Raw genomic sequence first — 16310 nt, forward strand, 5'->3', positions numbered from 1 at the left:
GTGATGGATTTGACCACCGCGATGCGGTAGCCCCGCCAGGCCGATTTGAGGCCATCAGCATGTATCTACTTCCGGCTGATTTTGAAGAAAGCAGCACCAAGCTAGCCAGGGAATACCGCCCCTTTACTGGAGGCGGACAGCGTTTCAAGCTGGTTCTGCGCTCCGAGCCGGGGCAACAGTTGCAACTAGATGCCTCTGCCAAGGGGCTTCCGAGCGGGTGGACGCCTTTGTTGGTCAAGGAGTCAAACGGTAAGCGCTTCGCACTGGACGAACCCGTCGGGATAACCCCGCAGGTCAGCGGCGGAGCGTATGTGTTGCTGGTTGGACCTTCCCAGTTTGTCCAACAACAGGCTAACCAGGTGGCGCCCTCTTCATCCAAACTCGTTGCCAATTATCCGAATCCGTTCAACAGCCAAGCGACTATTGTCTACGATGTAGCCCGGACGGCCCCGGTGCAACTGGCAGTGTACAACGTGCTGGGAAGAAAAGTGGCCACCCTGGTCGACCAGCAGCAAGCCCCGGGCCGGAAGCAGGCGACCTTCCAGGCGGAATCGCTGGCCAGTGGGGTGTACTTTTTCCGGCTCCAAATTGGGCAGGTCCTGGAGACCGGACGACTGACTCTGATTAAATGATTGAGTAAAATAAAGACTTCCTAATCGACTAAAAATCGATTGTCTTCTTTGAAATAGAGCGATTAGGAAAGGATTGTCCAATTTACGCCCAAGACCTTTTTCCCGCCTGATAACCAGCTTCCTTTTCTTATCTCTGAGCACCGCCACTTGCATCTCTTATTTTTTACAGTAAGCTTTACTGCAAATAAGACTAATACATGAAAGGCCAATGGCAACACTTTCATACTACCTCAAGAAGCGGAAAAACAAAGACAAGCATCCTCTTTACCTCCGAATCATTCACAATCGAAAATCCAGATTAATCAACACCGATATCCGTTTGGCCACATCAAACTGGAACGATAGTAGTGAGGAGGTACGAAAGTCGCACCCTATTCATAAAAAACTTAATAACTTTCTGAAGCGCGAAAAGCTGAACGCTGAAGCGATTCTACTCGATATAAAGTCACGAGGTAATGGGGTTTCCATTAATGATATAAAGAAAGCGATTACGGAGAATAAAGTTGAGGGAGATGAGCCTGATAACAGTGAAGAACAACACAAACCAGACTTCTTTGAATATGCAGAAGATGTAATCAAAGACTTTAAAGTCACCCTAAGCCATACCCGCTGGAAAAGCTATAATACCGTATATAATAAGTTTCAAGAATTCTGGAAACAGGATACCCTGCCATTCGAAGAGTTTGATGTGGAAGTCCTTCGCAAATATGAAGTCTATTGCATGGAAGAACGTAGTAATAAACCTAACACCATCAAGTCTGATCTTAAGATGGTTCGAAAAATCTTTAATAGTGCTATTCAAGAAGGGGTCATCCCCAGGGATATGTATCCATTCCGCTTTTATACAATGCCCAGCAATCCCGTGGTTAAGACCAAACTCACTGAAGAAGAAATTAACACACTAAGAAATGTAGAAACCCAAAAAGGCACGCGGTTAAGGGATACTAAAAACATTTTCCTCTTTGCTTACTATTGCTGGGGAGTACGAACTCGTGATGCATGCCTACTCAAATGGGGGAATATCAAAGGCGATAGACTGGTCTATATTATGTCCAAGACAGGCGTCAGAATGTCAATAAAACTACCCAGGCAAGCCGCTGACATCATTGCTCAATATAAACCTGATGGCAAAGTAAACAACGACCATTTCCTGTTCCCCTTTCTGGATCACAGAAAAGACTACTCTGACAAAGAGTTTTTAGACAACCAGATTTCTTCAAAAAATGCTTTGATCAATAAATATCTGACCAAGCTCCAAAAACTAGCCGAAATTGATCAGGGTATATCATTCCACGTCGCCAGACACTCATTTGCACAACGCTGCCTCGAAAAAGGACTAAGAACCATTGAGATCAGAGATTTACTTGGACACAAGAGTATTACAAGTACTATGAAATACTTAAGAAGCCTTGAAAACCAACATTTAGATAAGTCTGTAGAAGGACTTTTCGATTAACTAAACCAAACCTAAATCAACATTATGATTACCAAAACTGTACCGGAAAAAATTGCACATGAAAGTGAAATTAGAGCCGCAATAGAGGGGTACTGGTCACTAAAACCATTGAACTCTGACAACTATTTCTATGAAAATTTCAAAAGGTCATGGAATAACTTCTTATACGATTTTGACAAGCATTCAGCTTTAGACTCAAGGACAGCATATATGACGTTAATGACTGCCGCACTGGATGACAGGGATGAACTCTATGAACGATGTAATAAAAAGCTTCAAGACATTGAAAGTTTTGTCGAAGTGTTCATGAATCATTTCGAAAAGTATATATCAAATATCACCGACCAAAATCCGCAGTTTCTTCTGATGGCCCTAGATGCTTGGAAGTCAGAATATGAAAGGTATAACTACAACTTATTAACAGAAATAACCCGAAAAGCTATGGTATTTGTTGATACTAAACGGGTGAAAGTTGAAAAGCCCTGGGGTAATCTCGACAGGTATATAAGAGGATCTCTAAAACTGTTAGAGCAGAGAATTAAAAAATTAGCATCGTATTATGCTATGTACTGGGGGATGGATAAAGCCATTACTTGTGTCATTGATAAAGGTAGATTAATGAAATGTGATAAATTCATTACCGATTATTTAACTGAAGATGAATTAACCAATGAAAAACTCAAGGATAAACCTATAAGGAGTCTATTAACTAGAGGTCACTTAGTGGATCCTGCCACTAAACTACGATTTCTCTCCTTAGCAAATAATGAAAAATACACACAAAGAGAGGCCTATGGCAGAATAGTTGATGAATTAAGGGAAATCGGCTTCGATCCAACCGAATTTTTGCCAGACGAACCCAAAATGTTAGGGGATAGGGCTAGAAGATTTCGGGATAAACGACGTAAAGAACTTCTCGTGCTCAGCGAGAATTAGATACTACTCAGCAAGTGGGACCTCCGGGCTTCCTCTATTAGCTTCGTAGTGAACTTGAATTCGAAACCAATAACCGAGGTTCACTATGAAGAATAGTATAACATTACATTTAGATAATGATCTGCTCGATCATCTTGCCAAAGCAGTAAAAGAGGCTGTTAAAGAGGAAGTCCCGAAAATGAAAGATTCCTTCCAAAAGGAGTGGCTGACGACTGAAGAGGTCATGGAGATGCTTAGCTGCTCCCGAAGGACGGTCCAAAATTATAGGGATGAAGGCAAGATACCCTACACGCAAGAGGGACGTAAAATTCTTTATCCCCGAAGCGGTATAGAACAATTCCTGAGAGAAAATATGATAAAAGCATACCGCTAAGGGAGGGTATTATAATGAGTTCCAAGTTAACAACAGCGCTCGATCTTGCTGAGAAGAAGTTTTGCATCGTACCTATGCACCATCCCAAAGAGAAGGGTGCCTGCAGTTGTGGTAACGATTGTGGGAGTATAGGCAAACACCCCAGGATACGCGGCTGGCCGAAAAAGGCCAGTCGGGATCCTACTCAAATCCGCCAGTGGTGGAGGCGATGGCCGGATGCCAATATCGGTATTGCATGCGGTAAAGATTCAAATCTAGTGGTACTGGACATGGATCCACGCCACGGTGGTGAACAAGCCCTTGACGAATTAGAGGATAAAATAGGGGTATTTACTCAAACCACAACGGTATCTACAGGAGGTGGAGGTTCTCATTTCTATTTCCGTTATCCCGGTGAAAAACAGATGAAGAATAGTGTGGGCGTGCTGGGAGAAGGATTGGATATTCGTACCGATGGAGGATTGGTTGTGGCTCCCGGGAGCTTACATCAATCAGGCAATTATTATAACTGGCTCATTGGACTTGAAGAGATCGAACCCTTTCCTCAGACTCTTCTTAATCACTTATCAGAACAAAAAGAATCTAGCCAAGCTGATACCCCGTCGACTTCCCTTTCTTCAATTGATCCCATTCCCGAGGGAAAACGTAATGATACGTTATTCTCACTGGGAGTAAAGCTCCGAAAGAAAGGCTTAGAATTTCAACAAATATATCAAGAGCTGCTAGATATTAATGCCAAACGGTGTACACCGTCCTTAAAAAATAAAGAGATTAAACAAGTTGCCAAGAGCGCAAGCAAACCACCTCGGAAAGATCCACTACAATCAGAAATTAAAGAGGAAGAGTACGGACTCTGGAATACCGATTTTGGGAATGCCCGAGAGTTTGTTGATAAGTACGGCGACAAAATCCGCTATGACATTGATGAAGAGCAGTGGTTGTATTGGAATGGCACCAAATGGGAACGTGATCCTACCGGCCTGTATGTAATGGGCATGGCCAAGCGACTTGTTGAGTCTCTATATGAGCGAGCTCAACAAATTGATGACCAGGAAAGAGCAAAATACAAGCAAAAACATGCCCGCAAATCGGCAAATGAAGCTCGCTTAAAAGCAATGATGAGCTTAGCGACCACCTTTCCCAATATTAAGGTATCGAAAGACCAACTAGATCAGCATCCTTTACTGGTCACACTTGACAATCTGACCATAGACCTACAGGACTGGAAAAAGCTGAAATTGAATCCCAATCACCTAATCACAAAGCAACTCCCTTTCGCCTTCAATTCGGAGGCCACCTGCCCAAAGTGGAAAAAGTTTATATCCCAAATCATGGATGATAATCAGGAAATAATCGACTTCCTGCAACAGGCCATTGGTTATTCTTTGACCGGCCTTACCTCCGAACAATGCCTGTTCTTTCTCTATGGAAGTGGACGGAATGGGAAGAGTACCTTTGTAGAGGTGCTAATGCATCTACTGGGTGAATACAGCATCAAGTCGGGTTCTGAGATGATTATGAATAGATCCTACGGCAGCGGGGTCCCTAATGACATTGCCCGTCTCTGTGGACATCGCCTGGTCGTTCTTTCCGAGATCCAGGAAGGTAAACGCCTTGATGAAGCCAAAGTTAAAAATTTAACAGGTGAAGATACCATATCAGCTCGTTTTCTAAGGAAAGAGTATTTCGACTTTGAACCCACTCACAAGCTGTGGGTATTTGGCAATCACAAACCACTCATTAATGGTACTGATGAAGGGATTTGGCGGCGTATGCGTCACATCAAATTTGATGTGACCATACCCAAGGACCAGGTAGATCCGCATCTTAAATCTAAGCTCTTAGGGGAGCTGCCCGGGATCTTTAACTGGGCGATGAAGGGATTCAAAAAGTGGCAGAAAAATGGTAAGCGTCTTGAGGTACCCGATAGCATTAAAAAGGATACCCTCTCTTACCGAAGCGAAATGGATCTGCTAAGCAAATTTCTGGATGAGGTATGCGCGACAAAAGCTTCTGCGAGCTGTAGCAATAAAAACCTGAGAAAGTACTACCAGCAGTGGTGTTCGGAATACGGAATTACTCCCATGAGTACCCGCAAAATGAGCCCCAAACTTGAGCAGAGAGGCTTTAAAAAATATAAGTCCAATGGCTGCGTGCACTGGAAAGGGGTAGCCCCCAGCCTCACGTAGCCCTTGTAGAGGAAGTAGAGGTATTTCCCAATTAACTCAAATCAATAAACAAATCCATCTACTTCCTCTACTCCTTCTACTTATCTGTCTGATAATTAAACATTTCATCTATAACACGCACTATACTGATTATGAATCAACGAACATGCCAACACTGTGGAACCGATATTGAACATAAACGAACTGACGCGAAGTATTGCAGCAACCGATGCCGGATGCGATTTCGGCGATGGAAGAAAAAAGCCAAATTGATAGGAAAATTAATTAAATATTGCAGCAAGATTCCGAACCATGTCTTACAAGAGGGAAATAGGATAACGGCTGTTGTGATTAAAAATGCAAATTCCGGTAAGCACCATGAAATAAGTGCTGAAGAGTTAAAAAACATGTCCAATGAGGAGCTTAAAAAGTTTATTAAGTGGAAAAGGGCCGAGGCCTATGCCTATCAGTTTGTTAACAACAGTTAAATATGGTGTTTAACAAGGAGGGTGAAAAGACCGCATGAGTGTATAACAATTTTCCATCTCACAGAGAATATAAGGGGTGAAAGTGCCTTTACACCGGATAAACAGGCACACAATCCCCTTATTGGGGTGATAAAAATGTTAGATACACACCAAATTTTCGCCCAGAAAAGTTAGATAACTTGCCAATTTAATAACACAAATACACAAATGTGTTTAACCACACGTCATAATTTGAGGCCTTGTGTTTTAACACAAAAACACATTTATGTTAGCAGTTACTCAGCTAAACCGTTCCAATTTATGCTTTCGTTTCTGCCAATCGGGGAGGACCGTGTTTAAGAGTTGGTAAAACTTCTTGTCGTGATGGGGATATTTCGTATGACAAAGTTCGTGAACGATCACATAGTCGATGCAATAGGTAGGGTGCTTAACAAGGTCGGGGTTCAATAAGACTTTGCCAGAGGCGGTATAACTGCCCCAGCGCTTATCCATCTTATATAGCTGCAGCTCCGGTGTTGGAATGTCATATTTTTGCAGGTTTTGAAGGCACAGATCGAAGCGTTCGTTAAATTTTTTGGTAGCATGGTTACGGTACCACCGGTCTAGGAGCTCTTTTGTATGACGAGTATTCCCTTTTTGGCGAGTACAAATGCGGAGAAATTGCCCTTTTAGTTTAACAGTTTCCTTCTCACCATTCTCAATTTGTATAACTTTAAGGCGATACTGGCGCCCTAAATACCGGTGTGTTTCCCCACTAATGTATTCAAATTCATCCTTGGTCTGTTCAAACCTTCCAAAATATCTTTTTTGTTTAACGATCCATCGGGCTCGCTTACGGACCTTCTCTTCAATATCGGTTAACGATGCATCATCAGGAGCCGTAACCCATACTGCTTGATCAGGATATACGGCAATCTCTAACGTTTCGCGATCAGAGTAGGTAAGATTAAAGGCAATCTCGCTGGTGCCATACGAAATTGTATGACAATTAGTTTGCACTACGGGATTGCTTCTGTTTGATAAGGGTTTCTGCAATGCGTTCGATGACATCAAAGTCACGGTTTAGGTCGAGTTCACGGAAAAATTCAATCATATAGTCCTCAATGGCGATAAACATCTCGTCCTTGATATCTGGGTTGGTCGTCCAGTCAACGATAGCCAATTCGTCTAACTTTTCATCCAGGTCAAGCCCCGCATCAATATACATTTGTTTGAGTTTCCGGGGTTGAATTTGTCCATTACCACTTTCCAGTTTGGCATTTGTTATATAGCTGTCAAACTCATCTTTCACAGTGTTATAAAAAGAGCGGGCCTGGGGCTTATCTCTGAGTTTTGAAGGAGTATTACCCATGGTGCCTTCCTGGACACCCTTTTTAATCTCCTTCATCTTTTCCAGGTACTCTTTCTCCGAAATCCGCTCATCCAGGAACTTCTGAATCGTCTCATGTATCATGTCGGAAAACTTGCGATACATGGCCGGATCTTCATCCATTTTCTCCGTAATCACCTTCTTGGTGTTGCTGGCAATCCGGTCAGCTTTGGAGGCGTCTGTTTTCTGTTCTTTATCCAGCCGTTCATCGGAAAAGTCTTTGCTGAAAATATTAACCGGCTCAATGATCTGCTCGATGCCTTCGGTCCCCACGTAAGAGTCTAACAATTTCTGGACTCGATCTTCATACTCGCGATAATCAATAGATTCGGAATAACGAAGACGTACAGATCGCCGTAAATCTTCGAAAAACTTTAGATCTTGTTTGTACTTATTGATAGTCTCCTCATCGATATGATCAAACAATCGATCGGCAGAGAAAGCGGTTTGTAGGGTGCGTGCAAAGTTCGATAGCTTCTCATAAAAGGTATCTCGTCGATCTTGAGGTCGTAAAAATTGCTCTAAAGCCTCTTTGTCATCAGTATTGTCACATTCTTTAAATACATCCCATAGTTCGCTATATAATTGGGGTAGTTTTTCAATGATTTCTTGAATGGGAGTTACGGCTCCCTGCAAGTCCTCTTCTTCAAAGCTATCAAGTGCTTGATAGGTATTTAAGGCATCATTCAGAGTACCGAGAATGCCTCGATAGTCAAGGACGTATCCAAAGTCTTTGCCCTCAAACAAGCGATTTACACGGGCAATAGCTTGGAGTAGGTTGTGTTCTTCAAGATACCGTGCCATGTATAACACAGTATTGCGTGGGGCATCAAAGCCGGTGAGCAATTTGTATACGACAATAAGCAGCTCCACTTCTTCACCATCTGATTTGAAGTGGTTAACAAGGCTTTTCTCATAGTCCTCCTTGTTTTGAAAACGGTCCATCATGTTTTGCCAGAAGACTTGCACCTCATCATTTGGATCGTCATAAATATCATCGTTACCAACACGGGTATCTGGTGGAGATATCACTAATTCGGCATTAATTTGCCCACGCTCTTTAAAATAACGATAGTACTTCACAGCAGTCTTTCGGTCAGGGACAGCCAATTGTGCTTTGTACTTTGTACCCTGATATAGTTTTTGATAATGCTGGGTAATGTCGTTGGCAATTTCCTCTATCACGAGCTGTGCAGTAAGCAGCTTGTTAAGCGTAGAAAAGCGGGTTTTGTATTCCGTCTTTTGCTCCTGTGTCATTCCCTGCATATCACGCTCAAAACCACGATCAATTTTTTCTTTCCAACTGTCAATGATTGCCGCACGACCCTCATAGATAATCGGTACAACAGCACCGTCTTCCACGGCCTGATCCATGGTGTAGGAATCAATGATGCCGCCAAACTTGCGAGCGGTATTTTTCTCGTTCTTAGTCAGTGGCGTACCGGTAAAACCAATATAGCAGGCATTGGGCAACACTTTCTTCATTTTGGCGTGCATCAGTCCGTACTGGGTACGGTGGGACTCATCGACCAAGACAAAGATATTCTTGGATTCATTTTTAAAGGTCCTCTGGTTCAAAGCGGCATCAAACTTGTTGATGATCGTCGAGATATTCTGCTTTCCCCGATCCTCTACAAGTTTGCCCAGATGCTTGCCGGTCTTGGCCCGGGTAATCTCTTTTCCACAGCTTTTAAACGTATTGGTAAGCTGTTCGTCCAGGTCCGTACGGTCGGTAACCAGGATAATACGGTGGTTATCCAGGTCATCCGCCAGCGTCAGGTTCTTGGACATCATGATCATGGTAATAGACTTCCCACTACCCTGGGTATGCCAAATGACCCCACCTTCACGCCGACCTTCGTCATCCTTTTGACGGATACGACTCATCATCCGCTTTACCCCGAAATACTGTTGGTATCGGGCCACCTTCCGGACATTGTTATCGAATACGGTGAATTTGCGTGTGAGCTCTAACAGTCTTTTCGGACGACAAAGGTTGTATAGGTTCTTGTCTTGTAGGGTAGGCTCACGGGGCTCTTCGGGTTCTCTTGGATCTGCTTCGTAATGCTTTTGCAGCCTGTTTTTCCAGGTATCATTATCATCTGGTTTGCTGGTTAAGGCTTTGACCTTTTCAATATCTTCATCTTCTTCACGCCAGATGGACCAGAACGGTTTGGATGTCCCTGTGGCCGCATAGGATAGCTCATTTACGCTGGTGGCCACAAGCAGCTGGGTATAATGGAAAAAGGCGGGGACTTCTTCTGGCTTTTGATTACGCAAGTGCTGCGAAATCGCCTCATCCAAAGCGTTCTTCTTATCTCTACGCTTACATTCTATGGCACCAAAAGGGATGCCATTTATAAACAGAACAATATCAATGCGACGAGTTTTATGCTTGCTTTTGATTTCAAACTCATCCGTTACGTGATAGACATTATTCTCAGGATTCTCCCAATCCACATACTTGAATGGAAAGCTTTTCTTGTCGCCTTGTATGATCTGCTCGTAGCTCTTACCTAGCGTCAGCAGATCATAAATTGCTTCATTGGTATTGACCAGTCCCTCGTCTAACACCTGCTGCAAGTCCCGACTGGCCCGTTCAAAGGTGTTATCCGGGAAATCGTAGGTATCCCCCTTGTATTCAATCTCATTCAGTTCTCTCAGCTGATCAACCAAGACCTCTTCCAACACAAACTTTGAAAGTAGTCCATCACGTAGTTCTAAGGCTTGCTCCGGTGACAGATAGTTGTATCCCATGGCCTGCAACATGCGTAGCGCCGGTATTTGGGAATCAGCATCTTCTAAATATGAGGGAGAATGTGCCATAACATGTAATCAAATTGTATCCGAATCTTAACTACAATTTTTCTTAGTTAAAGATTTACTCAATAATTTTATTATAAATTTCCTTAGTTAAATATTTTGCAAAAATCTTAACTATAAATATCTATAGTTAAATTATTCGCGGAATATGTTATAGTATCGGTCAAAAAAGAAGATGCGGTTGCGTTCATATCCCGTTGTTTCTTTCAGAAGTCCCAACTCCTCAAAATCATTGATCAGCCTATTGGCCGTTGGGGTTGACACGTCAAGGTATTCACTGACTTCATTGACATTTACAAAAGGCTGCTGAAATAGATAGTTAATCAACTTGTTGCCATTTTCAGCTCTTTGGCCAAGGCTGAGCAGCTTGCCGTTAATATCGTTTCGCAACTCCAGGATTTGATTAAAGGTCTGCTTCCCTTTCTCGGCAGTTTCAATGACGGCATTTAAGAAAAACTTTACCCAGTGCAGCATATTGTTGTTGGTCCGTACGTACATGAGCGCATCGTAGTAAGCTGCTTTGTTACGCTCAAAGAAATCCGACAGGTACAGGGTAGGCTTATTAAGCAAGCCGGTACTTACGAAATACAGTGTGATCATCAGGCGGCCTATTCGCCCATTGCCATCCAGAAAAGGGTGAATGGTTTCGAACTGGTAATGGGCAATGGCAATGCGAATCAGATGTGGTACGGAATCGTTGTATAAAAATTTTTCGAGGTCGCTCATCAGGTCCGGCACTTCGTTTTGATGAGGCGGAATATAGATAGCATCGTTTAGGCTGCTGCCCCCGATCCAGTTTTGGCTGTCCCTGAACTGGCCGGGTAGTTTGTGCTCTCCGCGAACCCCTTGCATCAAAGTTGCATGTGTATTGCGAAGCAGACGGGTAGATAGTGGCAGCTCCTCCAATTCTTCGATGGCGGTGTTCATGGCCTCTACGTAGTTTTGGACCTCCTGCCAATCGTCACGTTTTTGCGGGGCCACATCTTCTTCTTTGAGCAGGGCCTCATCCATATTGGTTTGCGTGCCCTCAATACGGCTGGAGGTGTTGGCCTCTTTTACCACGTGCATGCGGATGAACGTATCTACATCGGGGACGATAAGGGAAAAGGCGTTGAGTTCGCCCAGCTTTCGGGTCGCCGTCTCCAGCATGGTATTGACCTTGGCATCATCCCAGGTCCAGGTGTGATTAATCGGATTGGGAGAAAAGCTCTTGTACTCGTACTGTTCTCTGAAGGTGCCAGAGTCAAAACTTTCGAGTTTTGTAGGATCGGTGGCCATGAATAAAGATTATTAATTACTATTGAACAAATATTGGAAAAGACAATGTCTTAGTAGGGGAATGGGGGCCAGCGGATAATTTACATTTAGCTTGATGATGGCCAAGATATTTTGCTGATGTTTTGCAAAACAATTTGTTATCAAAATTCCCACCAAAATCATGTTCTAATTGTTCTGCGTCCTCAGCCTCGGTTCCTGTGTTATGGGCCTCCCACTTTATACTTTTGAATTCTTGTTTCCTAAGAGATCTATCATATTTTTCTGCATAAATTGTGTATTTAATATTAGTCTCTTTCGGAAGAGAGTATAAATTTTGATAATAGTTTTCCTGATAACTTTCATCTTTAGATATAGAACATTTCAAACGATAGTCAGGCTTATCAAAGATGATTTTCCCTTCTGCATAATCTTTCTCTAAGAAATCAAAAGTCTGTAGGTATTTTTGCCAATCAAACTCATACTGATTATAGTTAATATCCCCACCTCGAAATACATAGTAGTCAATATCATCACTACCAGACTTAGTAATATAATCCCAAAAATTATCTGCCAGGTCTAGCTTCGAAACTATATTATCACCTAACATGATGCTATTTGGTGCAGCATTCGCTTGAAGCTTAGCCGCCAAATCCGTGTGAAGACTGGTAGTAGTTAATTCGCTACATCCTGGAATGCCATAATGGGACCAGAGAACATCTTCAGCAGGTCCATAATCCACACCAGTACGCACTTTAAGAGGATCGATACCTTGGTCTTCAAATATTTCAGCTAGCAAGCTTTGAATAAAAAAAGTGATTAATGAACTTGCATTAAGAGCATTTATGATATCGTTGTTGGGATGTCCTTCCCTTCTCACAAACTGCAAAAAGATACCATCACCTTGTAAACGGTGTACATGGCCGCCAAAAAAATGTGCGAGATATATACATAACGTAAGAACATTATCTTTTATAAATCTTATTTCTTCAAGATTATACTTCTTTATAAGGTTAGTTGAGCCTTTGATATCGATGAAAACTGAAACACAATGATGATGTATCTGCTCACTGTGATCTATATTTTCGAAATCGGGGTGGGGGCCAATTGTTATAGTTGGAAGTGAATTTGGATTATGACCAAACAGTTCTTCCAGTCTTTTAAAATCTAGGGTTGCTACCTGTTTCGGCCCATCAATCTCTTTAGGGATATTTTGTGCCTCTTTTAATGTTGTAAAAGTGCCGGACTCAAAAAGAGAGTTGTAATTACGGTAATCATTTAACTCATCTTTGTACCCCTCTTGCTTATTAATAACTCTTGATAATGGATCGGTATAATCCTGGAAAATATTCTCACTCATGACAAGCTGATTAGTTTAATGATTAATACTAATATGACAGTAACCCCTGTGGCATATAAAGCATGTGTTGCGTGTTTTAGTTTTTTAAATTTTTTGCTCAACCCTTGTGCTAACAAATATGCCTGATTCGCTAAGTCTGTGTTTATATCATATTCATCTTTTGAAAGAGCCTCCTTGTATTGTTTTGCACTTTGATAGTCTGCAACTTCTTCAAAGAAGATTAAGGAGTGATCCTTTATACCATTTTCTTTTCCTATCTCTAGATAGGGCATAACAGAAGAAGTAAGTTTAAAGAGTATAAAAAAACACAGTGCTAAAGTTACCGAAATAAGCCCATACTGTATATAAAGCCAACACTTAATACTTATACAGTTTGTCAAATACTCTACCTTATAAATGAATGCCGTTATGATAAATGTAGCTAGTCCGGTGTAAAATCGTGCCTTGAAGTTTATACCACTGTAATAAGAATCATATCTGTTAATAATGAATTTCAATGAGTCTGAATGTGATTTAAGGTCTTGTGCCATTTGTAACCCTAGTTTTGCCAGTTAATAATTGTTGCATAAGCCCTTTTTTCTGCTTTTTCACGGCTTCCAGTTCTTGTTCTAAGAGCTCAATCTCTTTTTTAGCTTTATTCAGGACTTCTGCAATCTTTTTTTGCTCTTCAATTTGAGGAACTTTAAATGTGATCGTAAAGAAATCTTTAATGCTTACATTGAGTAGGCCATGGTTCCTGGCTCCTTCACGAGCAATTTTATATATCTCATGATCTAACCCACCATTTTCAAAAAAGTGGGTCATGAAGTCGCTATCCAGTTCAGGAGAATCAATTCTAAAACAGATATACAGAGGTGATAATACCCCTTTCTCATACTCCTCTAGGCGCTTTATTGCACCGAGAGGATAGCCGTCTGAATAGCTCTTGTTATAAGCAAAGTCTCCTTTTTGAAGTACTATGTACCTTGACAGATTTTTACTTGCAACCGATTTATCATAATAATCGGTTTGACTTACCAGTCCGTCTTGCGCCGAAATCGTCAGTACATTTGTGACCGATTCATTTTTATTCTTCTGGGTTACTCTTTGGAATACATTGCCAAGTTCTACTTCTTGCCACGGCTCATCCTCAAACTCAGGGAAACGCTTCTTCCCAGACAGCAACTGCTGCATTAAGCCCTTTTTATAAATTCTTTTGTGTTTAATAAGGTCTTTGATTTTTTCTATTGCCAGATCCCATAAAGAAAAGATATCCACAATTTTTTTTGTTGGCTTGTATCTGGAAAAGCCAAATAAAAATGTCTTCTAAGATTAGTGGCATTAATATTGGATTGGCTGACACCTTTTGTTGCCAAAACCTTAAGTTTCTGCTGGGCAGTATTAAAATTCAGGTAATAATTAGTATACTTTGGCAACATCTTTTGATCATCTAGAACAAGCCTAATTAGATACGATGCGAAAATTTCATCCCTCTAAATTAAAAATTCCTGTCTTCCCAACTAGTTCATGGCTATTTGTTCTGTTAAATAATAAATCACCTTTGTTTAGTCGATACTTTTCAAACTCATCTTTGTCAATTGATACAGTTGCTAACTCCTCAGGGCTCATATATCCATTTTCATAGTTATTCATTTTGAACATTTCATAATTGCCATCAGGATCTTCAGGAGTACTTATTCCATACTGTGTACTCTCTAATACATCCCCTAGATTTGTAAAAGACCAATCTTCTGGAGGAATGTACCCAAGCTTTCTTTTTTTATATTTTTTTGTATGCATAAATAAACCAACGTTTTTGGCTATGCTTAATTAATTTTCAAATCCTAATTCCTCTAATTTTTTTTCCATCTGATCTTGAACCTTGTCTAATTCTTTTTCTAAGCTTTGAATTTCTTTTTGTACTGAGCTAATATCCACTTCTGGTTCAGGTTCAAAGGTATCTACATATCTAGGAATATTAAGGTTGTAATCATTTTCTTTCACCTCATCTGACATCGCTACGTATGAAAACTTTTCTATCTCTTTGAAATCCCGAAATGTCTCTACGATCTTTTTAAAATCCTGATCACGTAGTTTATTCTGCTTTGTACCTTTCTCAAATCCTTCACTGGCATCAATAAAGAGTACATTATCATGCTCTTTGCCTTTGTTAAATATCATAATAGCAGCAGGAATTCCGGTGCCAAAGAACAGGTTTTCCGGCAGTCCGATTACCGCTTCAAGCAGGTTTTCCTGAATGAGCTGTTTGCGAATCTTCCCTTCAGAACCGCTGCGAAACAACACGCCGTGCGGGACAATAACGCCCACTTTCCCGGTATCCTCATAGGCTACCTCAATCATGTGCTGGATAAAGGCATAGTCTCCTCGACTCTTCGGCGGTACGCCACGATGGAAGCGATTATACTGATCATCCTTGGCATCTTCCTTACCCCATTTCTTTAAGCTAAAAGGCGGATTGGCAGTGACGATATCGAATTTCATCAGCTCATCGCCTTCCGTGAGCTCCGGTCGCTGAATGGTATCACACCACCGGATGTCAGCCGCATCCATACCATGCAGGAACATGTTCATCTTGCACAGGGCCCACGTGCTGCCATTACTTTCCTGCCCGTAGATGCGAAAATTTCGGCCTTCCACTTCCTCGGCCACAGTAATAGCCAACGAACCCGAGCCAATAGCTGGGTCACAGATACGATCACCGGGCTGAGGATTCAGTAGCTTAGCTAACAATTTCGAGACTTGGTTGGGTGTATAAAACTCCCCGCCTTTCTTCCCTGCATCAGAGGCAAAGCGTTCAATCAGGAACATGTAGGCATTGCCAATGATATCTTCGGTACCGATAACCGAAGGCCGAAAGTTTAGCTCCGGTTTGTCAAAGTCATTAATGAGATTTTTAAGCCTTCTGTTGCGATCTTTGGTCTTGCCCAGGTTGGCTTCCGAGTTAAAGTCAACGTTACGAAACACGCCTTCCAACTTTTCGTAATTGGCTTCTTCAATCTTCTGCAAGATCTTGTTTATTTGATCGCCAATATCTTCATCGTTTTGGTGCCTAACGAGGTAATCAAAGGTACAATCTTCCGGCAGTTTAAAACGCTCACGCTCCATGCGGCGCTTAATGCGCTCTTCGTCATCCCCATATTCCTCTTTATACTTCTCATAATGGTCCTTCCAGATATCACTCAAATATTTCAAGAATAGAAATACGAGGATATAGTTTTTGTACTCTGCAGGATCGACTACACCGCGAAAGGTATCGCAGGCCGACCACAACGCTTGGTTGATTTCCTGTTGCGTAGGTTTATGGGTGCTCATGTAATAGCTAGTTGTAACGCGTTTAGGGGTTAATCTTAAACAGCTAATGCATGTTTAATACGATTGATGGGTTGATCGTTTTGCCAATTGATGTACTGTAATAGCGTTACAGAGGCTACTTTGCTGATCAATCTAGCTC

At 41.8% G+C, this 16310-nt stretch carries 14 protein-coding genes; 6 read left to right on the forward strand and 8 right to left on the reverse strand.

The window, feature by feature from the left end; all coding sequences use genetic code 11:
- The 6 genes from NC796_RS25330 to NC796_RS25355 form a co-directional block, all read left to right on the forward strand.
- Positions 1-632: T9SS type A sorting domain-containing protein (locus NC796_RS25330; RefSeq protein WP_310688617.1), on the forward strand; the 632-nt coding region annotated here is incomplete at its 5' end.
- A 208-nt stretch (positions 633-840) separates the two neighbouring features.
- Entirely contained in the window at positions 841-2088 is a 1248-nt protein-coding gene (locus NC796_RS25335) for a site-specific integrase (protein ID WP_310688618.1), read from the forward strand.
- Between the two features lie 24 nt (positions 2089-2112).
- The gene (locus tag NC796_RS25340; protein ID WP_310688619.1) at positions 2113-3024 is read left to right on the forward strand and encodes a hypothetical protein; all 912 of its coding nucleotides are present in this window, start codon (positions 2113-2115) and stop codon (positions 3022-3024) included.
- An 85-nt stretch (positions 3025-3109) separates the two neighbouring features.
- Positions 3110-3397 carry a helix-turn-helix domain-containing protein gene (locus NC796_RS25345; RefSeq protein ID WP_310688620.1) on the forward strand — a complete coding sequence of 96 codons (288 nt, stop codon included), beginning with the start codon at positions 3110-3112 and terminating at the stop codon, positions 3395-3397.
- Between the two features lie 14 nt (positions 3398-3411).
- A complete protein-coding gene (locus tag NC796_RS25350; protein WP_310688621.1) occupies positions 3412-5586 on the forward strand; it encodes a phage/plasmid primase, P4 family in 2175 nt (724 codons plus the stop codon).
- A gap of 131 nt (positions 5587-5717) precedes the next feature.
- Complete coding sequence (locus NC796_RS25355) at positions 5718-6053, forward strand: hypothetical protein (protein ID WP_310688622.1); 336 nt, start codon at positions 5718-5720, stop codon at positions 6051-6053.
- A 279-nt stretch (positions 6054-6332) separates the two neighbouring features.
- Here NC796_RS25355 and NC796_RS25360 read toward each other — a convergent pair whose 3' ends face one another.
- From NC796_RS25360 to NC796_RS25395, 8 genes are all read right to left on the reverse strand, one after another.
- A complete protein-coding gene (locus tag NC796_RS25360) occupies positions 6333-7052 on the reverse strand; it encodes a SprT family zinc-dependent metalloprotease (protein WP_310688623.1) in 720 nt (239 codons plus the stop codon).
- Positions 7042-10248, reverse strand: coding sequence for an HsdR family type I site-specific deoxyribonuclease (locus NC796_RS25365; RefSeq protein ID WP_310688624.1), 3207 nt, complete (start codon positions 10246-10248; stop codon positions 7042-7044). Before NC796_RS25365 ends, NC796_RS25360 begins: the two co-directional genes overlap by 11 nt.
- A 132-nt stretch (positions 10249-10380) precedes the next feature.
- The gene (locus NC796_RS25370; RefSeq protein WP_310688625.1) at positions 10381-11523 is read right to left on the reverse strand and encodes a Fic family protein; all 1143 of its coding nucleotides are present in this window, start codon (positions 11521-11523) and stop codon (positions 10381-10383) included.
- A 19-nt stretch (positions 11524-11542) separates the two neighbouring features.
- Positions 11543-12859, reverse strand: a complete 1317-nt coding sequence (locus NC796_RS25375) for a nucleotide-binding domain-containing protein (protein WP_310688626.1) — start codon at positions 12857-12859, stop codon at positions 11543-11545.
- On the reverse strand, positions 12856-13389 hold the full coding sequence (locus NC796_RS25380; protein WP_310688627.1) for a Pycsar system effector family protein: 534 nt from the start codon (positions 13387-13389) through the stop codon (positions 12856-12858). The genes NC796_RS25375 and NC796_RS25380 overlap by 4 nt, the downstream gene beginning before the upstream one ends.
- Positions 13373-14116 carry a hypothetical protein gene (locus tag NC796_RS25385; protein WP_310688628.1) on the reverse strand — a complete coding sequence of 248 codons (744 nt, stop codon included), beginning with the start codon at positions 14114-14116 and terminating at the stop codon, positions 13373-13375. Before NC796_RS25385 ends, NC796_RS25380 begins: the two co-directional genes overlap by 17 nt.
- A gap of 207 nt (positions 14117-14323) precedes the next feature.
- Positions 14324-14638, reverse strand: coding sequence for a restriction endonuclease subunit S (locus NC796_RS25390; RefSeq protein ID WP_310688629.1), 315 nt, complete (start codon positions 14636-14638; stop codon positions 14324-14326).
- A 30-nt stretch (positions 14639-14668) separates the two neighbouring features.
- Positions 14669-16171 (reverse strand): type I restriction-modification system subunit M, encoded by a 1503-nt coding sequence (locus tag NC796_RS25395; RefSeq protein WP_310688630.1) that lies wholly within the window; start codon positions 16169-16171, stop codon positions 14669-14671.
- Between the last annotated feature and the right edge of the window lie 139 nt (positions 16172-16310).

Origin of the sequence: Aliifodinibius sp. S!AR15-10 (genome assembly GCF_031569985.1) — a bacterium.
Taxonomy (GTDB): domain Bacteria; phylum Bacteroidota; class Rhodothermia; order Balneolales; family Balneolaceae; genus JAMQKA01.

What these genes read in the sequence shown, in the direction of transcription:
- NC796_RS25365 (WP_310688624.1), bottom strand. Translation starts at nt 10,248, where the DNA reads ATGGCACATTCTCCCTCATATTTAGAAGATGCTGATTCCCAAATACCG.
- NC796_RS25340 (WP_310688619.1), top strand. Translation starts at nt 2,113, where the DNA reads ATGATTACCAAAACTGTACCGGAAAAAATTGCACATGAAAGTGAAATT.
- NC796_RS25390 (WP_310688629.1), bottom strand. Translation starts at nt 14,638, where the DNA reads ATGCATACAAAAAAATATAAAAAAAGAAAGCTTGGGTACATTCCTCCA.
- NC796_RS25345 (WP_310688620.1), top strand. Translation starts at nt 3,110, where the DNA reads ATGAAGAATAGTATAACATTACATTTAGATAATGATCTGCTCGATCAT.
- NC796_RS25355 (WP_310688622.1), top strand. Translation starts at nt 5,718, where the DNA reads ATGAATCAACGAACATGCCAACACTGTGGAACCGATATTGAACATAAA.
- NC796_RS25350 (WP_310688621.1), top strand. Translation starts at nt 3,412, where the DNA reads ATGAGTTCCAAGTTAACAACAGCGCTCGATCTTGCTGAGAAGAAGTTT.
- NC796_RS25375 (WP_310688626.1), bottom strand. Translation starts at nt 12,859, where the DNA reads ATGAGTGAGAATATTTTCCAGGATTATACCGATCCATTATCAAGAGTT.
- NC796_RS25395 (WP_310688630.1), bottom strand. Translation starts at nt 16,171, where the DNA reads ATGAGCACCCATAAACCTACGCAACAGGAAATCAACCAAGCGTTGTGG.
- NC796_RS25380 (WP_310688627.1), bottom strand. Translation starts at nt 13,389, where the DNA reads ATGGCACAAGACCTTAAATCACATTCAGACTCATTGAAATTCATTATT.
- NC796_RS25335 (WP_310688618.1), top strand. Translation starts at nt 841, where the DNA reads ATGGCAACACTTTCATACTACCTCAAGAAGCGGAAAAACAAAGACAAG.
- NC796_RS25370 (WP_310688625.1), bottom strand. Translation starts at nt 11,523, where the DNA reads ATGGCCACCGATCCTACAAAACTCGAAAGTTTTGACTCTGGCACCTTC.